This window comes from Sorangium sp. So ce834, from assembly GCF_051521425.1.
Taxonomy (GTDB): domain Bacteria; phylum Myxococcota_A; class Polyangia; order Polyangiales; family Polyangiaceae; genus Sorangium; species Sorangium cellulosum_D.
Genome location: NZ_CP150351.1, coordinates 8,369,745 through 8,396,308 on the forward strand (window position 1 = coordinate 8,369,745; position 26,564 = coordinate 8,396,308).

Annotated in this window: 15 protein-coding genes and 1 pseudogene; 2 read left to right on the forward strand and 14 right to left on the reverse strand. The window is 71.6% G+C overall.

All coding sequences use genetic code 11. From position 1 onward, the window contains the following. Nucleotides 1-23: 23 nt before the first annotated feature. The 7 genes and pseudogenes from WMF20_RS30360 to WMF20_RS30390 all read right to left on the reverse strand — a co-directional run bounded on the left by WMF20_RS30360 (nt 24) and on the right by WMF20_RS30390 (nt 16,861). Nucleotides 24-3,167, reverse strand: coding sequence for a WD40 repeat domain-containing protein (locus tag WMF20_RS30360; RefSeq protein ID WP_437605375.1), 3,144 nt, complete (start codon nt 3,165-3,167; stop codon nt 24-26). A 170-nt stretch (nt 3,168-3,337) separates the two neighbouring features. Further along, the gene (locus tag WMF20_RS30365; RefSeq protein ID WP_437605376.1) at nt 3,338-5,866 is read right to left on the reverse strand and encodes a hypothetical protein; all 2,529 of its coding nucleotides are present in this window, start codon (nt 5,864-5,866) and stop codon (nt 3,338-3,340) included. Further along, the gene (locus tag WMF20_RS30370; protein WP_437605377.1) at nt 5,856-9,611 is read right to left on the reverse strand and encodes a CHAT domain-containing protein; all 3,756 of its coding nucleotides are present in this window, start codon (nt 9,609-9,611) and stop codon (nt 5,856-5,858) included. The genes WMF20_RS30365 and WMF20_RS30370 overlap by 11 nt, the downstream gene beginning before the upstream one ends. A gap of 210 nt (nt 9,612-9,821) precedes the next feature. After that, nucleotides 9,822-10,583 carry a hypothetical protein gene (locus tag WMF20_RS30375; RefSeq protein WP_437605378.1) on the reverse strand — a complete coding sequence of 254 codons (762 nt, stop codon included), beginning with the start codon at nt 10,581-10,583 and terminating at the stop codon, nt 9,822-9,824. Between the two features lie 121 nt (nt 10,584-10,704). Continuing rightward, nucleotides 10,705-11,808, reverse strand: a pseudogene (locus WMF20_RS30380) (serine/threonine-protein kinase); the annotation flags it as partial. A gap of 169 nt (nt 11,809-11,977) precedes the next feature. Beyond that, a complete protein-coding gene (locus tag WMF20_RS30385) occupies nt 11,978-15,865 on the reverse strand; it encodes a protein kinase domain-containing protein (RefSeq protein WP_437605379.1) in 3,888 nt (1,295 codons plus the stop codon). Nucleotides 15,866-16,033: 168 nt separating this feature from the next. Beyond that, the gene (locus tag WMF20_RS30390; protein ID WP_437605380.1) at nt 16,034-16,861 is read right to left on the reverse strand and encodes a hypothetical protein; all 828 of its coding nucleotides are present in this window, start codon (nt 16,859-16,861) and stop codon (nt 16,034-16,036) included. Nucleotides 16,862-17,202: 341 nt separating this feature from the next. Between WMF20_RS30390 and WMF20_RS30395 the strand changes: the two genes are divergently transcribed. Further along, nucleotides 17,203-17,550: a hypothetical protein gene (locus WMF20_RS30395; RefSeq protein WP_437605381.1), complete on the forward strand. Its 348-nt coding sequence runs from the start codon at nt 17,203-17,205 to the stop codon at nt 17,548-17,550. Nucleotides 17,551-17,553: 3 nt separating this feature from the next. Here the strand turns inward: WMF20_RS30395 and WMF20_RS30400 are convergent, their stop codons facing one another. Next, a complete protein-coding gene (locus WMF20_RS30400; protein WP_437605382.1) occupies nt 17,554-18,237 on the reverse strand; it encodes a DUF1826 domain-containing protein in 684 nt (227 codons plus the stop codon). Nucleotides 18,238-18,413: 176 nt separating this feature from the next. Between WMF20_RS30400 and rpmG the strand changes: the two genes are divergently transcribed. After that, a complete protein-coding gene (gene rpmG, locus WMF20_RS30405) occupies nt 18,414-18,608 on the forward strand; it encodes a 50S ribosomal protein L33 (protein ID WP_437605383.1) in 195 nt (64 codons plus the stop codon). Between the two features lie 101 nt (nt 18,609-18,709). Here the strand turns inward: rpmG and zigA are convergent, their stop codons facing one another. From zigA to WMF20_RS30435, 6 genes are all read right to left on the reverse strand, one after another. Then, nucleotides 18,710-19,960 (reverse strand): zinc metallochaperone GTPase ZigA, encoded by a 1,251-nt coding sequence (gene zigA / locus WMF20_RS30410; protein WP_437605384.1) that lies wholly within the window; start codon nt 19,958-19,960, stop codon nt 18,710-18,712. Nucleotides 19,961-20,159: 199 nt separating this feature from the next. Then, a complete protein-coding gene (locus WMF20_RS30415) occupies nt 20,160-20,795 on the reverse strand; it encodes a hypothetical protein (RefSeq protein WP_437605385.1) in 636 nt (211 codons plus the stop codon). Next, the gene (locus WMF20_RS30420) at nt 20,773-21,738 is read right to left on the reverse strand and encodes a hypothetical protein (protein WP_437605386.1); all 966 of its coding nucleotides are present in this window, start codon (nt 21,736-21,738) and stop codon (nt 20,773-20,775) included. The genes WMF20_RS30415 and WMF20_RS30420 overlap by 23 nt, the downstream gene beginning before the upstream one ends. 315 nt (nt 21,739-22,053) lie before the next feature. Next, a complete protein-coding gene (locus WMF20_RS30425; protein WP_437605387.1) occupies nt 22,054-22,989 on the reverse strand; it encodes a hypothetical protein in 936 nt (311 codons plus the stop codon). 58 nt (nt 22,990-23,047) lie between these two features. Continuing rightward, nucleotides 23,048-23,881, reverse strand: a complete 834-nt coding sequence (locus WMF20_RS30430; protein WP_437605388.1) for a hypothetical protein — start codon at nt 23,879-23,881, stop codon at nt 23,048-23,050. Then, nucleotides 23,865-26,525: a TonB family protein gene (locus tag WMF20_RS30435; protein ID WP_437605389.1), complete on the reverse strand. Its 2,661-nt coding sequence runs from the start codon at nt 26,523-26,525 to the stop codon at nt 23,865-23,867. The genes WMF20_RS30430 and WMF20_RS30435 overlap by 17 nt, the downstream gene beginning before the upstream one ends. Nucleotides 26,526-26,564 lie beyond the last annotated feature (39 nt).

Consider the following 26,564-nt stretch of genomic DNA (forward strand, 5'->3'; position numbering starts at 1 on the left):
CGAAGGGCCGCCCAGCGGGCGCATTACGGGGTGCCGCCTGCCCGCTCCGTGACGGGGCCGCGCGCGACGGGCAACGCGAACGACCACTCCGGATAGTTGAGGAAGACGGGGTTCTGCGCGCCGTTCGTCAGCTCGGCGATCCGCCGCTCCAGGTACACGCGCAGCTCGTCCGTCGAGATCTGCCCGTCGCCGTCCTGATCCGGAGCTCCGGTCGAGAAGGCTGTCCGGAGCTCGTTCGTGAAGAGGCCGCCATCCCCGTCGACCGTCTCACGGCATTGCTCGCCCAGATCTCCGCAGAGCGCGATGATGGTGCCGCTCCGCCGGCGCAGGTCGTTGAAGGCATAGCGTTCATGCGCTCTGGCCCGTCGATCCGCGCGCTCCCCCGGCGCGGCAGCGCTCGCCGCCGCGGATGTTCCCGGGGATCCAGCGCCCTTCACGTCGATCAGCAGGAGCTTGTGCCGCGCCCTGACGCGGGCGAGGATGGCATCGAGCTCCGCGAGGCCAAGGCCCGTCGCCGGGAGATCGCTCGGGTCGGCGTCGTAAGGAAGGTAGCGGAACGTCTCCGGGCGATCGACGGCCGCTGTGGCGCGCCCGGACAGCAGAACGATCACGACGTCGTCCGGGGCTGCCTCCCCAAGGTGCCGATCCAGGCTGCGTACGACGCCCGCGGTCGCCTCCTCGTCCGTCCAGGTGGTCACCTTGGCATGCGCGACCAGGGGCCCCTCGGTCGCGCGCAGCGCCGCGCCCAAGTCGATGGCATCGCGGTCGGCGTGCTCGGCGCGGAGCCGAGGGTCGCGGTAACGCGCCACGCCGATCCCCACATAGTGAAGGATCGGCGGTATCCAGTGGCGCGATTGGACGACGACCGGCGGAGACATGCCGACGGCGCCCGCGCCGTCCGAGGCGTAGACCACGATCTGATTGTCCCCGTAGCCGAGATCCAGGCGCTCGATCAGCGCTGTGCGCGTCCCCGACACAGCCCGACCACCCAGGCCATGGAGAGGCGTCGCGTTGACGAATACATTGTAGCGCTGGAGCGGCGCCGTGCTCCGCACCTCCACCTCGAGCGTCGCGGATCGCTCGCTGGCCGCTACGCGCTTGACCTTGACGACAGGCCCTCCGCTCGACGCGGGGCCGTCGAAAGGCCCCGGGGTCGGAAGCCATGTCGGCCGTCGTCTCAGCACCTCGAGCGTCGACGAGCCGGCGAGCCCGAAGGGCTGGAGCAGCAGATCCGGGCGGTTCGCCCGCGCGGCCACCGACCAGGCCGGGTACGCTTCGAGATCATGGGTGACCGACACGAGACGTCCCCCGCTCCTGGAGGCGTCGAAATATCCCTCCGAGCTATAGGTCAGCCACTCGGAGCCGGAGGCCAGGAGGACCAGCGACGCGTCGCCGTCCAGCGTCCATAAGCGGACGGTGCCATCCGTGCTTCCGCTCAGGAACCGGCGCCCATCGGGCAGGAACGAGAGCGACGTCACGCTGGCCGTGTGCCCCCGCAGCGTGCGGATCAGCGAGCCGTCCTCGCGGCGCCAGAGGCGGACGGCGCCGTCGGAGGCCGCGGAGACGATCACGGCGTCGTCCGGAGAGAGCGCGAGGGCCGTAACGGCATGCTGGTGACCGTAATAGGTGTAGAGCAGCGAGCCGTCGACGGTGCTCCAGAGCCGCATCGTCGCGTCTTTCCCCCCGGAGAGGAGGAGCACGCCCCGGCGGGAGTAGACCGCGCAGGTCGCATCATCGACGTGGGCCTCGAGGGTGGAGATCGGCTCCAGCGTCTCGGCGCTCCACAGGTGCAGATCGCCGTTGTCCTGCCCGACGAACGTCCGCCCGTCGGGCGAGAGGGCGAGTGGCTCGTCGCCGGTCGGCGCGCGCCGCAGGAGGTCTCCGGTCTCGATGTCCCAGAGCTCGATGCGCTGCTTGAGGATCCGCCACGTGAGCGCCCGCTTCCCGTCGGGGAGCGCCCGCGTCCACGAGATCGCCTCTTCCAGCTTGCCCGAGGTCTCCCCCATGCTCCGAACGGCAGCGCCGGTGCGGGCGTCCCAGATCCGGATCCCGTTGTACTCGGCATCCGGGCTGGAAATCGCGGCGATGACCTGCCGCCCTCCATCGAGGAAATCGGCGGCTACGACGACCCCCTCCTTCGGCACGAAGTCGCGCCCCAGGCTCGCCGTCGTCAGGTCCCAGAGCCGAGCGCCGAAACCTCGATAGGCCGCGAGGAGCTGCGTTCCATCCGGTGAGACCGCGAGCCCGCTCACGTCGCTGACCCGCGCGCCGAGGCTCCGGGTGCGCTCGGCCGTGGTCAGATCCCACAGATCGAGCGTCCAGCGCCCGCCCGAGGCGGCGTGGAGGCCGTCCGGCGAGTAGGCGACGCAGCTCGTCGAGTCGTCCCGCTGGGCGAGGGTTCGGACGGGAGATCCGGTGGCGACGTCATAAACCACGAGCCCACGGCCGCGGATCGCCGCGAGCACGTGCGCCCGGTCTGGTGACATCGTCATGGCCTCGATCGGCGCCGTGCCGGTCGACCACGCGCGCGTCGGTGGGCCACCCCCGAGGTCCCAGCGGAGGAGGCCCTCGCGGTACGCCGCGATCAACGCGGATCGCCCTCCGGGCAATGCTCCAATCTCCGCGACCCCGAACGTGCTCTTGTCGTCGTGATACGCTCCGAGCGCCCTCCCTGACTCGGGATCCCAGGTGCTGATGCTGCCCTTTTCCTGACCGAGGAATACGATCTTGCCGTCCGGCGAAAAGGCCGCAGAGCGAACGGCCGAGGACACCTTCCAGAGCGTCGCGCTCCACGCTCCGTCGAGCCGCCACGCACGAACCCTCCGATCGCGGCTCGCCGCCACGGCGGTCTTGCCGTCCGGCGACAGCGCGAGCGCTGTGACCCCCTCCCGGTGTCCGCCGAGCGTCTTCACGAGCTCGCCCGTCCGGACGTTCCAGATCCTCACCGTACCGTCCGCGCCGGCGGAGACGACTCGGTCGAGCCCGGGCGGGAACGCGACGGCCACCACCGAGGCGGTGTGACCGATGAGGTCGCGGAGCAGCGCGCCTGTGCGCGTGCTCCAGATCTTCACGGCATGATCGGCGCCGCCGGAGGCCAGGAGGCCCCCGTCAGCCGAAAACGCCACGGCGTTCACCCCCTGCGGGTGCGCTACCTGGGGGATGAGCATGCCCCACGGGGAGCGCGCAGGGGGCGCGCCGTCGCGCGGCGGACGACCGGGATGCGCCGGAGCGCAAGCAGCGCCGGCGCAGGAGGCCAGCGCGAGGAGCCCCGCGACGACCGCGCGGCGGATTCCATGCGTCGCGCGGCGCCATGATTCGCCTCGACGGGAGAGCGAGCTCACGGGTCGACCTCCGCGCCGCTCCCGCTCCAGAGGCGGGCGAGCAAGCCAGGCGAGGAGAACCGCTCCTCGCAGAGCTCGATGGGAAAGAACGACGCGCCGAAACGACACGCGAACAAGCCCTCGCTCCCGCCCTGGGCCTCCATCCGCCCGTCGGGCGTGTAGAGGTAGCTCCCACCGCCTTGCCCGAGGCCGACGGTGGCCAGCAAGTCGCCGGTGGAGGGTCGCCAGAAGAGCAAGTCGCCATCCATACCTGCCGAGACGAGCACGTCGTTGCTCCCGCTGCAGCCAAGGAACGTCACCGAGGAGCGGTGCCCGCGCAGCGTTCGTAGGGTGCGGCCTCCGGCGACGTCGATGATCTGGATGTCGGAGTCAAGGCCGGCCGCCAGCGTGGTCCCCCCCGGGAGGAAGGTCATCGAGCTGAAGAGCCGTCGGGAGTCCTTCAGCGTCCGGAGCTTCTCGTGCGTCCTCCGGTCCCAGAGCTCAAAGAACATGACACCGGCGGCGGCGAGCCGGTCGCCCTCCGGCGAGAGCGCGAGCGCATCGACGCGCGCGTGGAGCGGGTCGCTCTGGTACGCGATGGCCCCGCTGGCCACGTCCCAGAAGATGACGGACTTGTCGTCGGCCCCCGAGACGAGGGTCTCGTCTCCAGCAAACAACAACGCGCTCACCTCGCCGTCGTGCTCGTCGAGCACGCGCACCTCGTCGCCGGTGGAGGCGTTCCAGAGGCGGATGGTGTGATCGCTCGAGCCGGTGGCGATGAGCTTCCCGCTCGGGGAGACGGCCACCGCGGAAACCGCCTTGCGATGCCCGCTCAACACGCGCGCGACGGCCCGACCCTTCTCCGTCCATACCCGGACAGCCCCGTCGTCATGGCCCGTCACCAGGGTTTCCGAGTCGGGCGCGAACGCGGCCGTTCGGATGCGTTCGCTGTTGTGCTGATCCTGCCGAGGCAGCAGGCGCAGCGGCTTCCCGGCCCCGAGGTCCCACACCGCGGTCGTGCCGTCGACGTCGCCGGCGACGAGGCTGGACTCGTCCGGGGACAGCGCGGCGAACCACATCGCGGGGGACGCGACGCCGAAGGGCCGTGGATCCGGATGGCCCTCGTCCCAGACCGCGAGCAGTGAGTCGAGCATTCCGGCAATCCGCCGTCCGTCGGCGGAGAAGACCAGGTTGTCCACCGATGCGGTGGGCGGGCCAAGCTCACGGAGCGGCCGCGCGGTCGGGACATCCCAGACCGTGATCCCTGCGCCCGAGCTCGCGACCGCCAGCGTGTCCTGGACCGGCGAGGCCGAGAGCCCGCGGATGGGCGTGCGATGGGTCGCAAGGATCCGGAGCGGCCTCCGCGCGCGGCTATCCCAGAGGCGAACGGTGCCGTCCTTCGAGCCGGACGCCAGCGTTGTTCCATCGCGCAGAAACGCGAGCCCGTTGATGGCGGCGGTGTGGCCTTCAAGGCTGCCCTTCTCCCGCGCGGCCCCTACGTCCCAGAGCCGGATGAGCCCGTCTTCCCCGCCCGAGGCCAGTGTCTTTGAGTCGGCGGAGAACGCAATTTCCCGCACGATGTGCCGATGAGCCAGATTGCCGCGCTCCGTCCTGGTGACCGCATCCCAGAGCTTAACCTGTCCTCCGCCGTCCGCGGCGGCGATCAGCTTCCCGTCCGGAGAGTAGGTCAAGGCGCTCACGTAAAAGATTCCGCTGCCGTCGAGGAGGCCTAGGGGTACGCCGGCGGCGACGTTCCAGAGGCGAACCGTGGACGCGCTCCCTCCCGAGGCGAGCACGGCCCCATCGGGGGAGAAGGCGATGGGGGCGCCCTCGCCGCGACGGCCGGTCAGGCGCCGGATCTCGTGGCCGGACGCGGCGTCGACCAGCACGATATCGTTCCCGTCGGCGACCGCGATCATGCGCTGGTCCGGTGACCAGCGGACATCGGAGGGCCTATCGAAACGGACGGGAGGGCTGAGCTCCACCTCGGCGCCGGTCGCACGCTGGAGCAGCTCGACAGCGCGGTCGAACAAGCGCTGGGCCCCAGGGCGGTCCCCGGCCAATCGCGCGTCGTGACCCGCGGCGTAGAGCCGTAGTGCGCTCGAGCGCCCCGCCTCTCCGGTCAGCGGTGCATCGGGGTGCGCTTCGTCGTCGACGCGGAGCTCGCGCAGGGCGCGGCGCGCCTCGTCGTTGGCGCTGTCGGATCGCTCGATCTCTCTCGCGAGCTCGAGCGCGTCGCTGCGGCGGCCGATCGCGGCGAGCGCCCGTAGCTCGAAGCTCCATGTCGCGGGTGCGCCCTGGGGACAGAGCGCGTTCGCCCGCGCGATGACGCGCAAGAGCCGATGCAGCTTCCCCTCGCCCCACAGCCCGGCGACGCGGGCGCGCGCCGTGTCGGCGCGCTGGCAGGAGCTCTGCGCTGGAGCGCGCGAGCCCTCGGGGCGCGTGGCTCGCATCTCGATCGGGGCGACAGGGGCAGCGCTGGAGCACGCGGAGAAGAACAGCGCCGCCAGCACGCAGAGCCCCACGATGGCTCGCCTATTGCGCATCCGCTCGGTCCTTCACGGGCGCGCCGGCATGGGGCACGAGCCATCGAGCGGGATCGTGCCCGATCAACACGAGGCCGCCCCACATGCCCGGATAGTCACGCCAGCGCCTCGCAGCAGGCGCCGCCCTCGGGGGACTCGGGTGGCTCAGCTGCTCGAGGGTGACGGGTTGCCCGAGCGTTCTGCACGCGACCGCCTCCGGGAGCGGCTCGTCGAGCAGCTTCCGCTGCGCGGCGGCGAGCGCGGAGGCGGGCGATGCTCCGGCGGCCGCCGCCTCGTAGAAGCCCTGCATGAGACGATGGATGGGCCGATCGGCGAGGGGCCACCGCGACACGACGACGGCCTCAGCGCCCGAGGCGAGGAAGGCCCAGCCGAGCGACAGGGCGCCCTCCCCGGACACCCCTCGACCCACCCCGCCATCGCATGCCGACAGCACCACGGCGCGAGCGTTGAGCTGCTCCGCCAGGATTTCGATCATCGGCAGGAACCCATCCCGACCCCGGCCGCTCAGGAGCAGCCCGCCCTGTCCCGCGGGTGCCTTGATCGTGGGACCTCCCAGTCCGTGCGCCGCGACGTGCAGCACGTCGAGCGGCCCCGATCGGGCCGCCTTGAGGAACGCCTGTGTCGTCGCCTCTCGATCGAGCGTCACGGAGAGCTCGGGCACGATGCGCTCAAGGGCGCGCTGGGTCGCCTTTCCCTCGTCCCGCGTACCCGGGAGATCTGCTGGGACGAACGTCGACCCGCCGCGACCGAAGGGGAGGCGGGCCCCCTCGTAGCGCGAGACGGCGAAGACCTGGCCGCGCCCTTGGAAGGCCTTGTTCCTCCATTTGCGCGCCGAGGCCAGCCAGGCGCTCGCCGAAGGAGCGCCCGAGACCGTATACGACTCCACGAGGTACTCCGGGCGACCGCGCTCCTCTCGTCGTATCCACAGCGCCGCAGGAATGGCGGTGAGCTCGTCGTCGCCCGCGAACACCAGCGAGTCGCCCGGCGAGATGGCTCCGCTCTCCTCCAGCGGGAGAACGAGGGTGCGATAGAGCTCCTGCAAGAGCGCGAAGGTCGTCGAGCGAGGCAGAGCCTCCGTCTTGCTGCAGGGATCGCTGATCTGCTTCAGCGCCAGATCGATCCGATCGACGAGGTCCGCGGCGATCGGTGCGCTCTGCATGTCGAGCCGGCCACCCCGCGAGAGCACGAACAGCGTGAGATGCTCGCGATCTCGATGGAGGAGCACCAGCCGCTCTCGTGGCCCGAGCGTGGCAAAGAGCTCGTCGATGTCGCCATCGGCGAGCGGCAGGAGGGCCTGCTGCCCCGCCGCGGGCAGGCCCTTGAGCGCGGCGAGCTCGTGCATGAGCCTCGCCCGAGCGCTCTCGTGGTGCTCGCGTGGCCCGACACCCGGCGGCGTGGGGGCGAGATCGAGATCGAGGAGCGCTTGCTCGATCTGCCGCGAGCGCGCCTCGACGCCGGCTGCCGCCGCGTCGGCCGGCTGGTGCAGGCGCCGCGTGAGGCTCCGGGCCTGCGTCAAATCGTGGAGCCGCAGGGCCAGCCTCCGACGAGCAAGCTCCTGCTCCGGGCGCACGTCGAGCCCGATGACGGCCTCGGCGATGGCCTCAAGCGGCACCTTCCAGAGCTGGTATGCCTTGATCTGGCTCGGCGTCCCGATGAACGAGCCCAGGGCGGAGTTCACTCTGGAAATCATCTGCTCCGCGAGCTGCCGCGCTGCAGGCAGGTCACGATCCGCCTCGATGACGCGGAGCCTCGGGAGCAGCATCAGCCAATCAAGCATGATATTTTCCGACGCCGGGCTGCGTTCGATGTCGACGGCGATCATCCGTCGGGCGAGCGCCGTGGCCGTGACCTTGCCGAGGGGATGCTGCGTGAGCACGAAGAAGCCCTGCGACGCGACGAAGGCGAGCAGGGGGCTGTGCTCTGCCTCGAGGACGGAGAGCGCCGCATCCATCTCGCGCAGGAGAGTCCGCATCGCCCCGGTTTGTCCGGTCCGGACGAGCTGTACGCAGGCGCGGAGGAGCTTCGCTGAAGCCCGCTGCGCCCGCGGCCATGCCTGCGGCTGGACGGCCCGCTCGGCGGACTGGAGCAGGCTCTCCAGGGTGCGCCAGTCGTCCTTGGGGCCCATCAGCAGCTGAAGAGCGGCCTGCGCGATCGCCTTGTCGAGGTCGCTTCCGGAGGCGATCGGCGACGGAGCGCGGAAGGCCTGGAGCAGGTCGTCGGACAGGAGCGTCTCTCCGCGCGTGTCGAAGAGCGTCTGCCCCGAGAGCATGTCGATGAGCATGCCGCGCAGCGGCGGGCCGGCGTCGAGGGGGAGGCCATGCTGCTTCGCGAGATCCTGGGCGCGTCGCGCATACACTCGAGATGCGTCGACGTGGCCGATGGTCGCGAGGTGGTGGCTTGCCAGGTAGGCGGCGAAGACCTGCATCTGGCCCTGCGGAGGAGGCGTCGATCGCGTCGCCATCGCCAGCAATCCTCCATTTCTCCGCATCCAGACGTCGAGCTCCTCGGCTTCGTCGAGGATCCGGTCGACGAGCCGCGTGGCCTCGTGGGAGCTCGTGGTGGTGATGCAGGGAATCGCGAGGATTCGCAGCACCACGGACAGGCTGCGGGCCGCCGGCTCGAAGGAGAGCGCCCTCATGTCCTCCTCGTTCCAGAGCGTGCAATACCGCTCGGGTCGCTCATCGACGGCCAGCAGGAACACGAGCTCGCTGACGCGGGCCGAGGAGAGCGCGCCTCGCCACGTCGGCAAGCGGGCGGCGCGGCGCTCGACCTCCCTGGCGAGCGCGAGGAACGACGCGCTGGAGCGATCCGCGTCGGCCGTCTCCATCTGGCTCGTGGCCGCCGTCAGGAGAGCGGCTGCCGCCATCTCGATCAGGCCGTTCTCCAGGAGCATGCGGATGCCGTCCTGCGCAGCACGCCAGTCGACCTCGGCCTCGGCTGTGAGCGTGAGCGCCATGTACCGCAACGCGCTCGCCATCACATCATCGTGGAGCGCCTCCGCCTCGCGCGCGAGGCTGGTGAGATCGTCCGAAAAGAAGAGGCTCGGGTCGTCCGAGAGGCGCTCTCGGAACTCGCGCAGTCGACCGAGGCGCTCTTCGTCGAGTCGGCTGAGCTCGTAGGCGACGCGTGCCGCGCGGGGTGCCTCCGCGGCCCGGGCGATCCCCATTCCCGCCTGGTAGAGACGCGAGAGGAGCCAGGCGCGCTGCCCGGCCGGCTCTGGCGCCGTCTCGAGGTAGGCCAGCGTGGCGGCGCGGAGCGCCAACTCCGGCGTCTCTCCTCTCGGGCCGCCGCTCCCGGGGAGACCTGCGCCGAGCCTCGTGCCGAGGAGGAGCAGCGGCGCCGCGACCTCCGGTGCATCTCCGGAGATATGGTTGGCCGTCTCGACCAGCTCCTCGGCGACACGCTGCCATCGCTCTGGATCGGCGTGCTGGCAGCGTTGAGCGACGCGGCGCAACGTGTCTCCCAGGGTACCGTCTCCGGTGCGTGGCCTGAGGCGATCTACGGCGTCGGCGATCGCGCCTGTCAGCATGGCGCAGTCGGACAGGATCTCGAGGCGTCCTTCGCGGCCCGGCGCGAGGGCCGCCGGCTGCACGTTGTAATGAACCCAGCTCGCCAGAGCGCGGCCCATCTGGAACCAGGAGTCCGCGCTCGCAAAGGCACGCAGGGGCACCCGCGCCGATGTGCCCGCCACGCTGGACGGCGGCGGCGCGGGCGCGTGGCAGCTCGCCACCAGCGCTGCGGCCACGCAAGCCCGAATGCCCCTGCGGACCATCTGCCTACGTGCTCGACCAGCCCCGTTCGCCCGAAGGCGACCCCAGATCATGGAGCCGATTTTACACGTCTTCGCGATGGTCATGATCGCGAAGTGGCGGCGGCGCGGTCGCTCGGATCCATCCCACTGGAACGGATCCGGTCTCTACGTCCGCGCGAGCGACGCCGAGGGAGCCGGCGCTGCTCAGCCGCCGAGCCGCTGCCGCGCGAGGTCGAGCGTGCGGGCGTTGTCGGAAACGTCGCGGAGGAAGCGCTCCCGCCAGGTCGGGTCGCTGAGCTTGTCGGCGCGCGCGAGCAGCGCGGCCCTGGCCGAGGCGATCGCGGCCATCGCCTCGTCGCGCCTGCCGCTCGCGGCGAGCGTCTCGGCGACCGTCAGCCGGACCAGCGACTCGCCCTCTTCGAGCGTGCCGAACGACTCCAGGATACTGCCCGAGTTGACGCGTGTACTGCATGCGTTGCGGCGATCACCGGCCTGGTCGTAGGCACGGCTCGCGGCTTCCATGCCGTCCGCGCCGGCGGCGAGATCGCCCGTGCAGACGGCATGAGCGGCGCGCGCCTCGTGAAGGTGCGCGGCCGCCTCGACGTCGAGCGCGTCGGTGCTCGCATAGGCGCGCTCGACGATGTCGAGCAGCGCGCGCCCTCCTGCGTAGCGACCCACCATCGACAGCACCGCTGCGCCGTCCGCGAGGCAGATGAGCTTGACGCTCTCCGCGTCGGCCATGGCGGCAGTGCTCGCGACCACGCTCATCCAGCGCTCGGCGTCATCGAACCGGCCCAGCTTGTACGACGCAAAGACCACCTGCGTGACGGCAGAAAACCACTCCGTCGAGCCGCGCTCGATCCGCTCGACCGCTTCGAGGCCCCGCTCCAGAGCCTTCGAGATATCAGCGCGCCATGGGTGCGCCTCGGCCTGGGCCCGGCGGAGCCTGCCGGCGACCTCTGGCACCGCCCCGCAGCCGATGCCCCGGTCGGCCCGCTCGATCACCGCGGCGAGGTCGCCGCCCCGGAGCGCCTCGTCGGCCGCGCGCAGGTACGCGTCCGCCGCCCGCGCCGGCGCGCCGCCGATCTTCCGGCTCCTCCTTCGGGCCCCGGAGCCACGCGCCTTCGTCCACGTGCGCCATGTCGAAGGACCTGGCGAGCAGGCCCGCCGTCGCGCTGTCGAGCCGGATGCCCGACTCCGGCGGTCGGGGGCGCTTCGGGAAGAGCTGCACGACGCGGTCGATTAGCGCGCCGACCGGCAGGCGCCCGGCGACCTCGGCCATCCCTGTGGCGACGGACAGCGGAACGCCCCCGAGCTCTGCGCGCAGGGCGAGCGCGCAGTGGGCCGCGCGCGCGGCGAGATCCGTGGACGACTCGGCGCCGGACAGCGCGACGAGCAGCCACTGCGACTGCAGGAGCTCGAGGCGCCCGCCGTGGCGCGCCGCGACCTGGCGCAGCGCCTCGGTGCGAGCGGCGCCCTCGGCCTCGGAGAGTGTGGCGTCCGCCTCCGCGCTGCCTTCGGCTGCAAGGATGACACACATGACCCGGCGCTCCGCGGTGGTGATCTCCACGCGCGGCGCGGGCGGCGCCGCGGTCTCGTGCGCTCCGGCGGGGAGCCCTGCCCGCGCCAGGGCAGCGAGCTCCTCGGCGACGGCGGTGCCGTCGCGCGGCCGGTGTCCCGGCGGTTTCGAGAGCATCCTCAGGCTCCGCGCGAGCCGGAGGTCGCGGGCGATGCCGAAGTCGAGCAGGGTGGCGCGCTCGATGGCGCCGCCCACGAGCATCAGGTTGCTCGGCTTCAGGTCGCGGTGAACGACGCCGAGCCGGTGGACCGCGCCGAGCGTCGTCGCGACGTGCGCCGCCAGGGTCGCGCTCTCGGCGATCGAGAGCGGCCCTTGGGCGAGCCGCTCCTCCAGCGTTACGCCGTCGAGCCACTCCATGGCCAGGTACGGCCGCCCTGCGCCGGTCATCCCGTGCGCCACGTACTGCACGACCCCCGGCAGCCGGAGCGCGGCGAGCGCCTCTGCCTCGCGCAACAGCCGGGTCAGGTCGCGCACGTTCGCGCTCTGCAGCACCTTGAGCGCCACCGCCTGCCCGGAAACCCGGTCGCGCGCGCGGTACACGTCGCCCACGCCGCCGGAGCCGGCGAGCCGCTCGATCTCGAAACGATCCTCGACCGCCTCCGCTGCGCGCATCGCCGTTCTTATGTACTTCGAGCGAGCCCCCGCGTGTGTTCTGTCGGGGCGGCACCGAAGGCCCTTCGCGCACACACCCCCTAGCCCGGTGAACACGACGCCGGGAGCTCGGAGCCGCCTGCGCCGGCGAGCGTACGGAGAGGTCGACCCGTGAGCCCATCCGCGCCGCTCAGCCGCCGAGCCACTGCCGCGCGAGCTCGAGCGTGCGGGCGTTGTCCGGAACGTCGCGGAGGAAGCGCTCGCGCCAGGTCGGGTCGCTGAGCTTCTCGGCGCGCGCGAGCAGCGCGTCCCTGGCCGACGCGATGGCGGCGCTCGCCTCGGCGCGCCGGCCGCTCGCGGCGAGCGCCTCGGCGACCGTCAGGCGGACGAACGGCTCGCCCTCTTCCAGGGTGCCGAACTCCGAGAGCTGCGCGCTCGCCTCGGCGGCAGCCCGCATCGCCTCGTCCGTACGCCCGCGCCCGAGGAGCGCGCGCACCAGCACAGCGATGGCCTGCACGCCGAGCGTCGGGGCGCTCTCAAAGAGCGCGATGGCGGAGCGCGCCTCGCGCTCGGCGGCCTCGAGGTCCCCCAGGCCGAGGACGATCTTCGCGAGGTAGCAGCGAGCGAAGAGCTCCGTGCGCACCATGCCCGCTCCCTGGCTCGACGTGACCGCCACCTCGGCGAGCGCCCGCGCGTCGGCGAGTCGACCACGGCACGCCAGGACACGGGCGAGGTTCGACTCCGCCGAGAGCTTCAGCTCCTGCAGCTGCAGCCGGTCGGACTCCTCCAAGACTTCGCGCAATGTCGATTCAGCCGTTTCGAAGTCGCCGAGCTCTGCATAGACGGATCCGAGGTTTCCGCGTTCACCACAGGCATTGCGCCGATCCCCGGCCATCTCGAATGCGAGTATCGCGGCTTTCATGCGGTCCACGCCGGCGCCCAGATCGCCGGTGCAGATCGCATGGTAGGACCGCGCCAAGTGAAGTCGCGTGGCGACCACCTCGAGGCCTCCTGCCTCGACGCTCGCCAGCGCGCGCTCGACGGCCTCGACCAGCGCACCGCCCGCCGCGTAACGTCCGTTGAGCAGCAGCGCGATCGCACACTCGGCAAGGCAGATGAGCCTGACGGCCGTGTCGTCGCCCCGAGCGGCGGTATCCGCCGCGATGGCCGTCCAGCGCTCGACCTCATCAGGCCGGCCCAGCTTGGACGAGGCCAGCACGACCTGGGTGATGGCCGAGAACCACGCGGCCGAGCCGCGCTCCACCAGGCCCCCCGCCTCGCTCCCCCGCTCCGCGGCGAGCGCGAGATCGCCTCGCCACACATGGGCCTCCGCCTGGATCTGGCGGAATCTGCCGGCGGTCTCCCCGGCCGCGCCGCAGCCGATGCCCCGGTCGGCCCGCGCGATCGCCGCGTCGAGATCGCCGCCGCGCAGCGCCTCCTCGGCCGCGCGCAGGTACGCCTCCGCCGCCCGCGCCGGCGCCCCGCCGATCTCGAAGTGCTCGGCCAGCACCATCGCGTCCGCGCCGCCGGCCCGGGCCAGCCAGTCGCCCGCGAGGCCGTGGCCGACGCGGCGGTCGCGCTCCGTGAGCATGCCGTACGCCGCCTCCCGCACCAGCGCGTGCCGGAACTGGTACTCCACCTCGCCCGCGATCCGCGCCTCGGGCCGCCGCACCAGCAGCTCGCGCCGCGAGAGCTCCGCGAGCGGCTGCTCGATCTGCGCCCCGCCCACCAGCGCCGCCATCGCCCCTCTCCACGACGTCTCGCCGAACACGCTCGCCGCGCGCAGCACCCGCCGCTCCTTGACATCCAGCGCCTCCAGCCGCGCCTGCACCATCGCGAGCACCGTCTCCGGCATGCCCTCGCCACGGCCCTCGGCCACCGCCCGGATCTGCTCCTCCAGCACGAACGCGTTGCCCTCGGCCCGCGCCAGCAGCTCGTCCACCTGCGCCCCGCTCACGCCGTCGCCGAGCACCTCGCGCACGAGCCGCTCGCTCGCGCGACGCGGCAGCGGCGAGAGGCGCAGCTGCAGCCCGATCCGATGCCGCCAGAGCTCGGGGAACAGCTCGTCCACCTCGGGGCGCGCCAGCGCCAGCACCATCAGCGGCAGGTCCCTCGCGTGCTGCAGCGCCGCGTCGATCAGCCGCACCGTCGGCAGGTCGCCCCAGTGCAAGTCCTCCAGCACCAGCAGCACCGGCTGCCGCTGGCACTCGGCCTTCACGAAATCCTCGAACGCCTCGCGGATGCGGTCGCCCATCAGCACCGGGTTCTGGCGCGCCGCCTGCAGCTGCACATCCCCCTCGTCGGGGAACGGCGCCCCCACCAGCTCGCCGAGGAACGCCGCGACGTGCAGGCCCCTCGCCCTGAGCGTGTCGAGCTGCCCCACCCGGTCGAGCACCTTGCTCCGCCGCACCTCCAGCGCCTCGCCGTCGAGGATGCCCATGGCGCGGCGGAGCGCCTGGGCGACGAGGCCGAAGGCCGAGCCGACCGCCATCGGGTCGGCCCTGCCGATCCAGATCGCGGCGCCGTCGCGCTGCTCCTTGAGCGTGCGGAGGAACTCCCAGGCGAGGCGCGACTTGCCGAGGCCAGGCGCGCCCACCACCACCACCGCGTTCGCGGAGGGCTCGTCCACGCAATGGCGCCACTCGGTCGCGAGCTGCGAGAGCTCGCGCTCGCGCCCCACGCAGGGCGTCGGCTTGCCGAGGAGCCGCGGGATGGTGTCCGGCTCCTCCTTCGGGCCGCGAAGCCAGCACCCGCCGGGCCCCCGTACCGTCTCGAAGCGGCTCGCGATCAGGCTGGCGGTCGCGTCATCGAGCCGGATCTCCCCGGGCGGAGGGCCATCGCGCCCGGCGATGAGCTGCGCGACCCGATCGATCAGCTCGCCGACCGGCAGCTTGCCCTCGACCTCGGTCAACCCGGTCGCGACGGACATGGGCACGGCGCCGAGCACCTTCCGGAGCGCGAGCGCGCAGTGGACCGCCCGCGCGGCGAGATCCGTGGGCGACTCGGCGCCGGACAGCGCGACGAGCCACCAGCGCGCTTGCAGCCGATCGAGGCGCCCGCCGTGGCGCGCCGCGATGTCCCGCAGCGCCTCGACCCGCGCGGCGCCGTCGGTATCGGTGAGCGTCGAGCGCGTGGCGCCGGCCTCGGCGCCGCCGCCTTCGGCCAGGATGACGCACATCACCTTGCGCTCGGCCGTCGTGATCGCCTCGCCCGGCGCGGCCGGCGCCGCGATCTCGCTCGCTCCGATCGAGAGCCCCTCGCCGGCCACGGCCACGAGCTCCGCCGCGGCGGCGGCGCCGTCGCGCGGCCGCTCCCCCGCGTTCTTCGCCAGCATCCGCGCCACCAGGCGCTCGAGCGGCTCCGGGATACCGTCGCGGAGCTCCCCGAGCCGCGGCGGCTCTTCCAGGACGACCCGCATCAGGAGCGCGAGCGCGCTGTTGCCGAGGAACGGCGGGCGCCCCGCGAGGCACTGGAACAGCACGCACCCGAGCGCGAACACGTCGGCCCGGGCGTCGACCGGCGCGTCGCCGCGCACCTGCTCGGGCGCTATGTACCCGGGCGTGCCGAGCACGGCCCCGGGCGACGTGAGGGTCGGCGCGAGCCGGAGGTGGCGCGCGATGCCGAAGTCGAGCAGCGTGACGCGCTCGACCGCGCCGCCCACGAGCATCAGGTTGCTCGGCTTGAGGTCGCGGTGAACGACGCCGAGCCAGTGGATCGCGCCGAGCGTCGTGGCCACGCGCGCGGCCAGCGCCACGCTCTCGGCGAGCGTGAGCGGCATTCCGGCGAGCCGCTCCTCCAGGGTCACGCCGTCGAGCCACTCCATGGCCAGGTACGGCTGCCCTGCGCCGGTCACCCCGTGCGCGACGTACTGCACCACGCCCGGCAGCCGGAGCGTCACGAGCGCCTCCGCCTCCCGCGCGAACCGGCGCAGGTCGTTGGCGCTCGCGCCCTGCAAGACCTTGAGCGCGACCGCCTGCCCGGACACCCGGTCGCGCGCCCGGTACACGTCCCCCATCCCGCCAGAGACGGCGAGCCGCTCGATCTCGAAACGATCCTCGATCACATCCGCTGTGCGCATCGCCGTTCTCATGTACTTCGAGTGAGCCCCCGCGTGTGCTCTCCCGGGGCGACACCGCAGGTCCTCCGCGCAAGCACGACGTCACGAGGGACGACGATGCCACGAGCTCGACGTCACCAGCGCCGGCGAGCGTGCGGAGAGTTCGATCCGTGAGCCCGGACGCACGGATCAACCGCCGAGCCACCGCCGCGCGAGATCGAGCGTGCGGGCGTTGTCCGGAACATCGCGGAGGAAGCGCTCACGCCAGGTCGGGTCGCTGAGCCTCTCGGCGCGCGCGAGCAGCGCGGCCCTGGCGGCCGCGATCGCGGCGGTCGCCTCGGCGTGCCGGCCGCTCGCGGCCAGCGCCTCGGCGACCGCCAGCCGGACCAGCGATTCGCCCTCTTCTACGGTGCCGAACTCCGCGAGCTGCGCGCTCGCCTCGGCGGCAGCCGCCATGGCCTCATCGATGCGCCCGAGCCCGAGCAGCGCGCGTGCGAGGATGGAAAAGGCCTGTACGCCGAGCGTCGGCGCGCTCTGGAAGAGCGCGATGGCGGCGCGCGCCTCGCGCTCGGCGCCCTCGAAGTCGCCCATGGCGAAGGCGATCTTCGCGAGGCAGCAGCGCGCGAAGATCTCCGTGCGCACCAGGCCCGATCCCCGGGCCGACGCGGCCGCCGCCTCGGCGAGCGCCCGTCCTTCGGCGAGCTGGCCACAGCACCCGAGGACATGCGCGAGGTTGGCCTGCGCGGCGAGCTTCAGGTCATACAGATGCATCCGGACGGCCGCCTCCAGGGCGGCCCTTATCATCGACTGCGCCGTGTCGAAATCGCCGAGCTCCGTGTACGTGGAGCCGAGGCCCGCCCGGGTGCTCGCCCCATTGCGATGATCGCCGGCTTGCTCGAGGGCCGACAAGGCAGCTTCCAGGCTTTCAGCACAGGCCCCCAGGTCGCCCGTGCAGATCGCGTAGGCCGAGCGCGCCTCGTGGAGACGCGCGATCACCTCGACATCAGGCGACTCCACGTTCGAGAGGGAGGACCATTACGCGTTTCTCGAGGGCGAGGTCACCGCGCTCGCCTGGCACCCCGCGCACGCGGGGCTGCTCGGCGCGGACGCCGCCGGCACGGTCGCGTCCTGGCAGGTGGAATAGCGGCGGAGGCGGGCCGTAAGGCGAGCCCGGCCCAGACGACTACCGTCCCAGAAGAAATTTTAGTGACCGATCCGTGCCGTGCGGGTAGGTTTGTTTACCTGGAGCCCAACTTCTCGTTCCAGCCGGCCGAGAAATCGGGCTTCAGGGGCTGAGGCAATCTGCCTCTTCACCCTCCAGAGCTGTGCGTTTCCCCACCGTTCGATAAGGAGACCAGATGAAGGATCACGCGACGCATCAGGAGCATGCACACGACCACGGCCAGGGGTGTGGGCACCAGGCGATCCGCCACGGCGACCACGTCGACTACCTGCACGACGGCCACCTGCATCACCGGCATGATGATCACGTCGACGAGCACGCTCTCTCGGTGGACGAGGAGAACCCTGCTCAGTGTACCCCGAGCCACGCGTGCTCAGGGCATGACGTGAAGCACGTGCACGGGGATAACTGCGGCCACCCCGCTGTCCCCCACGGCGACCACATGGACTTCCTCGTCGACGGTCACCTGCACCACCCGCACAGCGGGCACTGCGACCACCACGGCAGCGTGCAGCTGGCGTAGCGTTCAAGCCAGGGCGTCGAGCGTCACGACGACACGCGGCGACGTTCCGGGAGGCGACCGGTGCACCGCGCCGCGGTCCTGGTTGCCCGGCCACGCCTCTCCCTTGAGCAGCCCGACGTCGAACGGCTCCATCCGGCGGAGGCGCGCGCCGGCGCGCAGCACCCCCGAGACCTCGTCGGGGACGCCGTTCGCGCGGTGTCCGAGCCGGTCCCGCCGGACGGCCGTGTGCTCTGCCCACTCCGTCCCAGGCCCGATGTAGGTGGTCACCAGGCGGACGGTCACCATGTCCGCGTGGAGACGAGGGCACATGGGCTTCGCGAGCCGCGCGAACCGTACGCCGACCCGCGGGCAGCCCGTGAGATCCGCGAAGAGCGAGATCAGCCCGCGCACGTCCTGGAGGAAGGCTTCACGACCGGGCGAGGGGGGCGCTCCAGCGGCCAGCGCCGCGAGGTCGGGCGCGCCTGGGTCGACGTGCAGCGCCTCGGAGAGCGGCCGCGGCAGCAGCCATTCGCGCACGAAGCCGTCCACGTCGGGGTCGACGCCCCGCCGCAGCACGCACACGCTCACCTCGGGCGCCGCGATCTCCGCCAGATCGGCGAGCTCCGTCACGATGCGCGTCGAGCTGCCCATCGCCGCGCGCAGCGACGCGAGATCCCCGCGTTCCTCAGCGGTCGTTCTCGTCATCATGTCGTGTTTGGTCTCCCGCGGGCGCCGCGACATGAGCCGTCATGCCGCGGTGAAGCCTCGTGAATCATGATGCCATGAAGCGCGCGGTTGATGCAATTAAGTTACATCATCGAGCAGATCGAGATAGGGATGTCGCATCCAGCAGGTCCGCTGATCCACTGCCGCGGCTTGCTGCCATGCGACGACAAGGAGGGCACACCGTGCGCGATATCATCAAGCTCGTCTCGTCTGCTGGGACTGGTTATTGCTATTACACGACGAAGAACAAGCGGACGATGACGGAGAAGATGCAGATCAAGAAGTATGACCCCGTCGCGCGCAAGCACGTGGTCTTCACGGAGGGGAAGATCTCGAAGGGCGGCGGCAAGTAAGCGCGTCGCCGTCGCGCTGCCGGTGCGCGACGCGCCACGCCGTGAGCGTGGGCCCGCCGAGGATGAGCCACGCCGTCCTGCATGCGCGACATCACGCGGCCTCACGCGTGGAGAGGCTGCGCAGGCTCGGCCTCGCTCTCCTGCTCTCGTGTCTCCTGCCATGCCGGGAAGGGATCCTCGAACCGGCGCCAGCCGGAGGGCCCCGCGGCCATCTCTTCCTGGGTGAGCAAGCAGGCGTCGAGCCCGCGCGTGAGCTCCTCCCGGGCCATGTCGACGCCGATGAAGACGATCTCCTGCCGCCGGTCGCCCCAGACCGGATGCCACGCGGCGTCGAGCGCCGCGCGCTCCTCCTCGTCCTCCGGCCGCTGGTCCTCCGGAAGCGCCGCGTACCAGTGGCCCGCCGCCTCGAACGAGGCCGCGCCGCCCGCCTGCGACCACGCCCCGGTGACGTCCATGCGGGACGCGAGCCAGAAGAACCCCTTGGAGCGGAGCACTCCATCCCAGGCGGTCGCGCCGTGGATGAAGTCCCAGAGCCGCTCCGGGTGCATCGGGCGCCCCGCGCGGTAGACGAAGCTCTCGATCCCGTACGCCTCGGTCTCGGGGACGTGCTCGCCGCGCAGCTCCCTCATCCAGCCGGGCGAGCGCGCCGCTTCCTCGAAGTCGAAGAGCCCCGTGCCGAGGATCTCGCGAGGATCGACGTGGCCGCGGCAGGCCGTGATCACCCGGGCGCCCGGGTTCAGGTGGTGGAGCATCGCCGTGAGCCGCTCGACCTCGTCCTCGCCGACGAGATCCGTCTTGTTGATCACGAGCACGTTCGCGAACTCGACCTGCTCGACGAGCAGATCGGCGACCGTGCGCTCGTCGCCCGTGTCCAGCGCGGCCCTGCGCGCCCGGAGGTCGTCGGCGCTCGTCCAGTCCGAGAGGAACCGCTGCGCGTCGACGACCGTGACCAGCGTGTCGAGCCGGGCGACCTCGGAGAGGCTCTTGCCCGTCTCGGGATCGTCGAAGGTGAACGTCTCGGCCACGGGGAGCGGCTCCGAGATGCCCGTCGACTCGATGAGCAGGTAATCGAAGCGCCCCTCGCCCGCCAGGCGGGCCACCTCGACCAGCAGATCCTCGCGGAGCGTGCAGCAGATGCAGCCGTTCGACATCTCGACGAGCCTCTCCTCGACGCGGGAGAGCGCCGCGCCTCCACCGCGGACGAGCGCCGCGTCGACGTTGATCTCGCTCATGTCGTTGACGATCACGGCCACGCGCAGCGCGTCGCGGTTCGCGAGGACGTGGTTGAGCAGCGTGGTCTTGCCGGCGCCCAGGAAGCCGGACAGCACGGTCACGGGGAGCTTTCGATTCACGACGAGGCCTCTCTCGGCAGCGCCCGCGCACCGGCGCGGGCGGACGTTCACCGCATTCGATGGGAGCTGGCTCCAGTGGAGCGAGGGGCGCGGGGCGCCTGCGCGAGCTCCGGCTCGGCGCGGACGCCACGGCCGCGGGCACACGCGCCACGAGGCCGTGGATCTCCGCCAGCACGAGCCGGAGCCCTGACGGCCGGGCTCAGTCGACGGCGTTGCACCCGTTCTGGCGCTCGATGAGGAGCTCCTGCGATGCGGTCGTGTCAGACAGCTTGATGCGGTATGTCGTGAACGCCGTGAGGGTGACGCCTATTGCCCGCGTGATATGGGTGCAGCCGCTCACCGAGATGTCGTAGCTCGGAGTGATGCTATTGCACGACGAATCCAGGATCGTCACAGAAACGTTCGGATCTTCGAGGAAGATCGCGTAGTCGTCCGTGACATCAGGGCGGTACTTCACGGTACCCTCGTACGGGCCCGCGCCGGGAAGGGTCACGGTCCACCACTTGTGGGTCGCGTTGACGTTGGGGCTCGCGTTCGTAAAGCACTGGTTGGCGTCCGCGGTCACCGAGCCGAAGGGACCAGACGTGGCGTGAGCGCACGAGTGGCTGACCGCGGTGGCGCCGATCGAGGTGCAGACCAAGGCCTCTCCGGCCTCATTGATGTCCTCGAGAGGCTCGCCCTCCGGATCCCAGGAAGGATCCGCGATGCACGCCGCGGAAAATACGCTGAACATGGAAACGGATGCCAGGCGCACGATGCTCTTCATGATCATGTTCCTCCCGTAGAAATGCTCTTCATCGAACCGTGTTGGATCAGTGCTCATGATCGTGTCCACCGCACCCCTCATCCAGGATGAGGAGCTCGACCGTCGTGGTGCCCGCCTGCCGGTCGCCCTTCAGCACGCTGAGCTTGAAGTAGTCGGCCACCACGTCGTCACCGGGGACGGCGCCGTCCGTGCAGGCCACGAACTCGTATTGCTCTCCAGCGGCGACGTCCCCGGGCGTCGTCGGGTGCCACACGCTCGCTCCGCCCTGGTAGAAGCAGTAGGTGAAAGGATCGCTCTCGCCGTCGCGATGGGCGAACACCACCCAGCCCTTGCCGGCGTTGCCGCTCACGACCGGGATCTCGCTGGGCAGCTCGAACGTGAACGGGTGCTCGACGCCCTCCTCGGCGACGTCCCACGACGGTGGGCTGTAATGCCGAGACGCGGAGAGGAGGATCCCTTCCGGCGCGTTGAACTCCGCGAGGCTCTCGACCAGCACCAGCGCGCTCGGCTCGCTGGTCGGCTCGAACACGATCGCGTACGTCTCCGCCGACGAGAGATCGACGACGAGGGCTCGCGAGAGCTCGGAGCACTCCGTCGGGTCGATGCTCACGTCGTCCTCGATCGCGACGGGTGCGCCCGACGAGTCCAGGACCGACACGCTGACGGATGGATCCAGGAAGATCGCGAACTCGCCGTCCTCGTCCGGAGTGTAGAGGACCGCGCCCCCGAAGACCCCGCCCGAGCCGGCGAGGTTGACCGTGTACGCCGTGTGTCCCGCGCTGATGTCGGCCGTGGTCGTCGCCGGATCCGCGCCCGCGGCCACCGTCACGAACGGGCCGAAGCTCGCGTGAAAGCAGGTGTGCTCGATGGCCTCCTCTCCGAGGAGAGGGCATTCGCCGCCCTCGAGCGCGCTCTGGCCCTCGTCGAGGCTCGCCGGCTCACCGCCGGCAGAGACCGAGCAGGCCACGAGGAAGGGGATCGCGAAAGGAAACGCTGCGCGCGCAATTCTCATCTTTGCACTCCAGGTTGAAGCCAGGCCGCCGATCGCGGCGGGCCCGCAGGTCCGCCCTTCGATCGTGTCTCAATTGAACAAGTAGATCACTTGCAACTTAATTGCAATTGATTTCATGGCGCCGCTGGATCCGCTCGATGTCGTGACGCGCGGGTGAACGGAGGTCGTCCGATGTCACGGGACAGGTCGGACGGGACGCGCGCGCGAGACGACATCGCGAGCAACCCGCGGCGAGAGATCCGCGCCGAGAGCCTTAGGGAATGGCCCGAGCAGCTGGTTCGGGGGGGGGGCGGCGCGACGTCCGAGCGCCTTGGACTACAGGGCGCTCACCGTGCAGAGGCCGAGCCCGTTGATGTGCGCCTGCGAGGCGGATGCGGCGAGCACGAAGTGCTTGAGCGTCCTCGCTTCGAGCGGGATGCTGCCGGGGTTGTAGACGATCGGGGCGCCGCTCTCGTCCAGCAGCGGCCCGCCGCCGAGGCCCTTCAGATCCGACAGGCGCTGCGCGTCGAGCTCCTCGAAATCGATGTGCCCGTCGGCGCCCGCCGCCGCTGCTATCGCGTCGAAGCGGAGGTCGGCGACCTCCGAGCCGAGCGTGTCCCAGAACGTGTGGTCCACGTGCACGGTGATCTCCGCCTCGGTCGTGGCATGGCTCTTCACGACGAAGCCGTCCGTGCCGTCCAGGCCGTTCGTGCAGTTCGAGTTGCGCGTGGGGTTCACGAGGCCCCAGCTGAAGGTGTACGCCTCGCCGCCCTTCGTCGCCGCGCCTTCGATCCAGTAGTTGTACCCGTTCGACGCCATCCGCTCGACATCGTCCTGTGACACGCCGTTCAGGTTCACCGCATCCGGCGTGGCAGGGAGGGTCTTGAGGCTGAAGCGCTCCCAGCGGCGCGCCTCGAGCCCCTCGAACACTGCGATGGTCGGGTCGCCTCGATGGAGGTCGGCGACGTAGATGGACTCGTCCTTGAACGCGCTGGCGCCGTCAGCGCCCCTGAGCTCGATGTCCCCGAGGGAGACGATGAACTTGTCGAACGTCACCGTCCACCCGTCCACGAACGCGAGCTCGCGGCCGTTCTTGAGCACCGGGTAGCCCTTCTTGGCGGCGTCCTCGCCGCTCACGCGCAGGGCGAGCGATCCTTCCTCGGACGCCGATCCGCCGTCGCCCGCGACGCACCCGGACGCCGGCCCGACGAGGCCGCTCAGGACCACGATCATCCCACGCCGCTTCCAGCGGCAAATTCCCTTGTGCACCATGGCTGTCATCTCCATCCCCGGATGCCGGGGTTCACGCAGACCGGGGCCCGCGCGGCGGTCACAGGCTCTTTCCTTGATCCGCCGCGCGCGACCCCTTGGCCGAGAACGCGGTGGCGCCGCGCGCACCGATGAACCACGCCGCACCCGCCTGGGTCGAGCGGGTGATCAGGAACCGTCCGCGAGGGCTCTTCTCGGTGAGCCGATCGAAGTGCGCCTCGTCGAACCACGCCTCGAGGTGCAGCTCGATGGTCACGGACACGCCGTCATCGAGCTCGGCCGTGAGAGGGATCCCGGCGACCTCGCGCTTGTTGCCCTCCGCCTCGATATCGAGCCCTCCCTCGAACGGGATCTCGAGATCCCCGCGGGTCGCCGCGCCGACGACGTAGGCGTGATGGCCCTCCAGCCGGCCTGCGTCCCCTGCGATGGAGGTGCGCGGAGGGTAGAGCCCCACCGAGAGCGAGCGGACGCCGCCGGCCGTGCCGGGGACGTCGCCGAGCCGCACGCCGGGGGCGAGCGCGTCGAGCGCGACCTGACCGAGCCACTCCCCTTTCACCTCGCCGCCGAAGAAGTGTTCGCTGCCCGCGTGGGCGTGCGCCGGCGGGACGAGCGCGTCCCAGAGCCCTCCCGCCGGGCCGCGCGTGACGAGGTGGGGCGGGTTCTCGTAGAGGTAGACCGGTCCGAGCGCGATGACCGCCGACTCCAGGGTGACGTCCCAGCCCGTGCTCGTCGTGAACGAGCCGGCGGCCCTGTCAGGAGCGGCCGCTGTGGCAAGCTCCAGGGCGAAGCGCACCTCCCGCCCGCCGGTGCCGCTCGGCATGTCGCACGCGGGCAGGGGCGCGAGCAGCAGCAGGGCCGCCGCGAGGCCGAGCGCGCGGTCAGGGGCTGGTCGCATCCTTCGTCTCCTCCGGCTCGGGCGGCGCATCGAAATAGACCCGCAGCGTCCCGAGGAGCTGCCTGGGCGGCGCCGCCGCGAAATGACGCGCCGCGAGCCGCGACACCGGCGCATCCGGGCTCGCGAAGTTCGAGGCGTAGTTGAACTCGGCGGCGTGATTGCGGCGGTCGAGCGCGTTGGTCACCTCGAGCCCCACCTCGACCATCTGCCACCGCAGCCGCCCGGCGGCGTCGACCGTGAGCGTCTCGCGGCCGAGCTGCTCGAGCGGCAGGGGCCGCGGCGCAACGTAGGAAGCGCCGAGCGCGAGGCCGGCCTGGAATCGCTCGCCCGCGAGCGCGATCTCCCGGCGCACCGAGGTGTCGAGCCGTGCGACCCACCGGGGGATGTAAGGCATTCGCGGCCCGGCGGTGAGCTCGTACCAGGAGGCGCCCGCGGGCGGCAGGTACGCCTCGGCGTAGGTGAGGCTCGCCTGGGTGTCGACGCCCGCGGAGGAGACGAGCCGCGCCGTGGCGAGGGCGCCGAACCGGTTCGACGCGCCCGCGAGCACGTTCCGCCCGCGCGTCTCGTCCAGCACGAGGTCGCGCTCGACGCGGGTGTAAAAGGCGAGGGCGCGCGCGCTCAGCTCGGTCGGGCCGCCGCGGCCGCGCTCGAGGACGAGGCCGGTCTCGGCGGCGTGCACCCGCGCGAACGGGGCGAACTCGCCGTCGGAGAGCGCCTGCGCGTCGCTGGAGCGGCTGCCCGCGCCGTAGCTCGCCACGACGCTCAGGCCGGGCGCGAGCGTCACGTCCGCCGAGAGCCGCGGCCCGAGCGCGACGCCGAGCGCCTCGACGATGTCCGACGGCTCGCGCTCGCCGCTGCGATCGGACGTCGGGCGGTTCCGGTCCTCGACGGAGAAGAAGAACGTGTCGAGGCGCACGCCGCCCCGGAGCACCAGCGGGCGCCACGGCCTGAACCGGACGGCCACGTAGCCCGCGATGTTGCCGATCCCGAGGTCGTTGTCGAAGTCGACCCGGTACGGCACGCCGGAGGCGCGCCGGAGCCGCCTCTGGCGGGTCTCCCCGTCGTCGTACCGGGCGAAGAAGCCGATCTCCGCCTCCTGCCGGTGCGAGAGCCAGTCGAGCCAGCGGGTGGTGCTGCCGCGCGCGCCGACCGTGACGGCCTGGTAGATCTGCTCGGTCCCGTCGCCGCGCTGGGGCTCTCCGATCGCGCCGACGTCGGTCATGTACCCGGTCAGGTTCTCCCGAATCCGCAGCCTGCGCACCGTCGCGAAGAGCTGTTCCGTGTCGGCGTGCGACTCTCCCCGGTGCTCCCGCCGCAGTGACGCGCCAAACCGGCCCACGGCGCCGCCCTGGTTGGGGTCGTACAGGCAGAAGAACTGGCTGTCGTCGTCCTTGGGGCAGTCGAGCGCTCGCGCCTCGACGTCGGCCTTCCGGATCACGCCGGCGCTGTCGAACCGGGTCACGTAGCCCGACGCGGCCACGAACACGCGGGTCGTTTCGTCGCGCCGGAGCTCGATCTGCCCGAGGAAACGCGCCGCCGCGTGCGCCCGGTTCGGCCCGAAGCCGTCGTCCTGCTCGGCGTGCACGCCGGCAAAGGTGCCAGCCGGCGTTCCGGCCGGCCCCCAGAGCAGGAGCAGCTCGCGCGCGTTGAACGAGCCATAACCCGCCTGGGCGATCACCCCCCGCGGCTCGAGCCCGAGCTCGTAGGAGACCGTGCCGGCCACCGCGAAGTCGCCCTGGCGCGGATCGAACGGCCCCTCGACGATGCGGAGCTCCCGGACGAGCTCGGGGATGAGGAACAGCGAGTCGGCGTAGCCGTGTCCGTGCGCGTTGGAGACCTCGTTCAGCGGCACGCCGTCGGCCACGAACTCGATGTCCTGCCCTTCGCCGGCGCTGAACCCGCGCAGGAAGACAGCCGACGGGTGTCCCTCGCCGGAGTGGTTCTCGAGATAGAACCCCGGCGCGAGCGTGAGCATCTGCTCCGCGGAGCCCCGCGGGACATCGCGGAGCTGCCCCACGTGGACCCGGAAGTCGCCGGCCGCGACGGGGGGCGCGGGCCGGCGCGCTCCCGCGACGACGACCTCCACGGCAGGGCGCACGGCCGCCTCGCGGGCCGCCGCCGTGGGGGCGGGCGCCGAGGCAGGGGCGGGCGGCGCGGAGGCCGAGGCAAAAGCGGGGGGCGCGGGGGCGGGCGTGGACGCGGCGGCGGGCCCGGGCGGCGACGGCGCGCCACCGGAAGGCGGCGCGGCGACGCGCTGCTCCTCGCCCTGGAAGCGGACCGCAACCCGGATCTTCGCCGCAACCGGACGGCCGTCGCGAACGGCCGGCTCGAACCTCCACCGCCTGACCGCTTCGAGCGCCGCCGCATCGAGGCGCGGCTCCACGCTCGTCTCGACCCTCGCGTCCTCGACCGTGCCGTCGGCCCGCACCGTCAGCTCGATGGGCACGAGCACGTCCTCCGGGCTGGGCGCGCCGCCTGGCCACGCCGGCGCCGGCGCCTCCATCGCCCTCGGCGGCGACACCTCGCCGCGCGCCGGGACCACCGCGGCGAGCAGGGCGAGCGCCGCCCCGGCGCAACAAAGACGCGAGCGCCCCCGCAGCGCCGCGGCTCGCCTCGCCTCGAATCTCCCAGGACGTCTCAGCAACGCACCGGCGCATAACAATAATGCAAACGGATTGCAAAT